The sequence below is a fragment of the Ruegeria sp. CDSB136 genome (assembly GCF_059610965.1).
The window spans coordinates 1-2187 of record NZ_JBXWOP010000058.1 but is presented as its reverse complement, the minus strand read 5'-3'; the positions used below and the strand labels follow the sequence as shown (position 1 = coordinate 2187).

Genomic DNA, 2187 nt, shown 5'->3' with positions numbered 1-2187 from the left:
CCGGGGATCGTGCGAAGAAGACGAACACGCGCATCCTCTTTGGCGACTTGTTTTATACGATCTTCGTACCAGCGGACCCGTTTGTGCAGAGCCATGAGTTGCTCGCACAGATTATGGATCACTTCATTGGCAATCTTAGGCAGATCGAGAACTTCGCCAAGCGTAATGTCTTCGGCAAACCCAATCACCCGGGCGAGACCTCTCGGAATGAAGATGCCAAACTCGGCAACCAAACCGCGCAGATTGTTGATGAGTTGCGTTCTCTGGCGCACCAGAAGATCACGCGCCCGATGCAGCGAGAGGAGGGATTGCTGCTCGACCGTCTTGATTGCAACAAAGCGCATGGTCGGACGAGTAACCGCTTCACAGATTGCTGCGGCATCAATTGCATCAGACTTCCCGCGTTTGACGTATGGTTTCACATACATCGGCGGGATCAACCGAACCTCGTGGCCCAAGGCCATGAGCTCGCGCGCCCAGTGGTGGGCGCTACTGCAGGACTCCATACCAATCAGGCAAGGCTCCAACTTCGCAAAGAACGACAGAAACTGCGCCCGCCGCAGGGCTTTGTTGAACACAACCTCCTCGGACGCGGTGATCCCGTGGACTTGAAAGACGTTCTTGGCCAGATCAACGCCAATTGTGGTAACTTGCATGGGGTGGCTCCTTTCAAAAGCAGACTTTGACACCTGCACTATGGCGCATTGCGACGCCGGTTGAAGCAGGAGCCATCCACCCCATCAGGTTTCCGCCCAACTTACAAAAACACCCAGATATTCCCCTAACTTGAATGTCAGAAAAAAGTGCTATATTTTCTGACAAGGAGAAAGCTATGATCACCTCATCGATTAGACAACGCATCATCGGAAAAGGCCGGGGCGCAATCTTTGCGCCAACCGACTTTCTGGATATTGGCTCCCGCGCAAGCGTGGATCAGGCATTGTCGCGTTTGGCGGATCAAGGGATGATCCGACGGTTAACGCGTGGGCTTTATGACTATCCGAGAAAGAGCGCCCGATTAGGGCTGTTGTCTCCGTCAGCCGATGACATTGCCAAAGCGATTGCACGCAAAGACAACCAGGTTCTACAGCCCTCCCCTGCCATGGCAGCCAACCAGTTGGGGCTGTCGACCCAAGTGCCCTCCAAGCCGACTTATATGACCGACGGCCCGACCCGCACCAAGACAATTGGTCGACAAGTCATCCAGTTTCGAAATGCATCATCCAAAACGCTAGTTGGTGCAGGCCAGAAAACCGGCGCCGTATTTCAGGCGTTACGCTATGTTGGCAAAAACCGGGTGGATAGCCGTGTTGTCGACACGCTGGCCCGCAATCTGGATATTAAGGACCGCGCCTTGCTCGCAAAACAAAGTAGATATGTACCGGCCTGGATGCACCCGGTAGTGCAGCAAATCGTGGCGCGGAACTGATCGTGGACCAGTTTGCCAACGATACTCCAAAGAACCGTGAGGAGGCTTTTCAGGAATCGGCCGCACAGCTTGGTTTGTCCAAAGCAATCGTCGAGAAGGATTTCTGGGTCTGTTGGTCGCTGAAACATCTATTCGCCCTGCCCTCTTTTGGCGCTCACATGATCTTCAAGGGTGGGACATCGCTATCCAAGGCCTATGACATCATCCATCGGTTCTCAGAAGACGTGGATCTGTCTCTCGACCGGGCACAGCTCGGTTTCGAGGGTGCACGTGACCCCGAGCACCCTGCCCTTTCCGGCAAAAAACAAAAGCAACTGTTGCAGGAACTTCAGGATACGGCCACCAAAGTAGTCTCAGGACCGCTTCTGAAAGAAACCAAGATCAAGTTTGGCGCCGCGCTGGATCAGCACTTTTCCCTGTCGGTCGATCCTAATGATGCACAAACCTTGCTTTTCGCCTATCCATCCGAGACAAGTGCGGCCAGCAGCTACATCCAGCCGGTAGTGCGGTTCGAATTTGGCGCCCGTGGGGTTCACCTACCAGCCGAGTCCCGCAGAATATCACCTTATGTGCATCAGGCCTTTCCAGACTTTTTGAGGGAGGGCGACGTCGATGTGAAGGTCTTGGGTGTTGAACGCACATTCTGGGAAAAAGCCACGATCCTGCATATGCTCTACCATCTGTCTGACGTCAGCGCCCATGGGACAGTTTAGGTCGATTTGATAAGAGAGGGTTTCTGGCTCATCGTAACCGCCAAG

The 2187-nt window shown here is 54.0% G+C and carries 3 protein-coding genes; 2 read left to right on the top strand and 1 reads right to left on the bottom strand.

The features are described from left to right. Window positions 1-656: IS110 family RNA-guided transposase (locus AC2FIR_RS24070; RefSeq protein WP_496763502.1), on the bottom strand; the 656-nt coding region annotated here is incomplete at its 3' end. A 176-nt stretch (window positions 657-832) separates the two neighbouring features. On the opposite strand from AC2FIR_RS24070, the gene AC2FIR_RS24065 reads away from it, so the two are divergent. Further along, entirely contained in the window at window positions 833-1429 is a 597-nt protein-coding gene (locus tag AC2FIR_RS24065) for a DUF6088 family protein (RefSeq protein WP_496747932.1), read from the top strand. Window positions 1430-1431: 2 nt separating this feature from the next. Further along, a complete protein-coding gene (locus AC2FIR_RS24060; protein ID WP_496747934.1) occupies window positions 1432-2142 on the top strand; it encodes a nucleotidyl transferase AbiEii/AbiGii toxin family protein in 711 nt (236 codons plus the stop codon). Window positions 2143-2187: the final 45 nt, after the last annotated feature.

Excerpts from the sequence above, each read along its gene's own strand:
- AC2FIR_RS24065 (WP_496747932.1), top strand. The coding sequence starts at position 833 with ATGATCACCTCATCGATTAGACAACGCATCATCGGAAAAGGCCGGGGC.